At 35.0% G+C, this 1006-nt stretch carries 2 protein-coding genes; one reads left to right on the forward strand and one right to left on the reverse strand.

Translation table 11 applies throughout. The features are described from left to right. Positions 1-483 (reverse strand): DPP IV N-terminal domain-containing protein (locus tag HGC4_RS10935; RefSeq protein ID WP_185099969.1); only part of this gene is annotated, 483 nt, incomplete at its 3' end. A gap of 81 nt (positions 484-564) precedes the next feature. On the opposite strand from HGC4_RS10935, the gene HGC4_RS10940 reads away from it, so the two are divergent. Continuing rightward, a complete protein-coding gene (locus HGC4_RS10940; RefSeq protein ID WP_050710173.1) occupies positions 565-978 on the forward strand; it encodes a GNAT family N-acetyltransferase in 414 nt (137 codons plus the stop codon). The last annotated feature ends 28 nt before the right edge of the window (positions 979-1006 follow it).

Consider the following 1006-nt stretch of genomic DNA (forward strand, 5'->3'; position numbering starts at 1 on the left):
TTTAGATAGCCATATATTATTATCACATACATAAGCAAGCATACGCCCGTCACGAGAAAATACGGGAGCCATTTGTTTTGATTTATTGTCGCTCAACTTACGTATAAGATTGCGTCGTATGTCAAAATAATAATAGTCTGCTTTAAATGAATGGCGGAATATCTGTTCGCTGTTGGTATATACAATAAGGCGATTTTCATCGGGGCTCATTATAAAACCCTGAAAAGATGGAATTGTACAATCTCTCGCTGTCTGTATATCGAATACCGTTTCTACAGCTTGGCCTGTTTTGTATGAATACTTTATAATTTTGGTTCGCTGTTGATCTGCTTGGAAGTAAAATTCTCCATCTACTGAGGATGCTGCAGATGGAATACCTTTGGCTCTGTATTTGCCATCGGTAATATCTCTAAGGTTTAATGTCTGGGCAAAGATTGATGCTGAAATCAATATGGCAGCAAGCAAAAAACAAACTTTTTTCATAGGTTACATATTTTATACAATGCAAATATACGTTCTTTCGATGTAGAATCTTACCTTCGTTTCCTAAAAAATATATATAGCATGATAAATGAAGTAGCCTACGCAGATGTATTGGAGATCCGTCATAAAGTAATGTATCCTGATAAAGATAAGGATTATGTGATATTGCCGGATGATGATAAAGGCTTACATATAGGATATTATAAAGAAGGTATATTGGTGAGTGTATTGTCTTTGTTTTTGAATAATAGAGAGTTGCAGTTTCGGAAGTTTGCTACATTGCCCGAATATCAAGGTCAGGGATATGGAACTGAATTAGTAAAGTGGGTATTGGATTATGCGAAGGATATGCAATTCGACAGGGTATGGTGTAATTCGCGAATTGAAAAGACTGATTTCTATAAAAAGTTCGATTTTGTGGAAACTGACGAGATCTTTGAAAAAGATGGGCGTAAGTTTATTATTTTGGAGAGAAAGTTTAAACAAGAGGCATGAGACCTTAAAAAAAAATAATGAACACCTT

The sequence above is a fragment of the Dysgonomonas sp. HGC4 genome (assembly GCF_001261715.1).
Classification (GTDB): Bacteria; Bacteroidota; Bacteroidia; order Bacteroidales; family Dysgonomonadaceae; genus Dysgonomonas_A.

Coding starts and splice junctions, on each gene's coding strand:
- HGC4_RS10940 (WP_050710173.1), top strand. CDS start 565: ATGATAAATGAAGTAGCCTACGCAGATGTATTGGAGATCCGTCATAAA.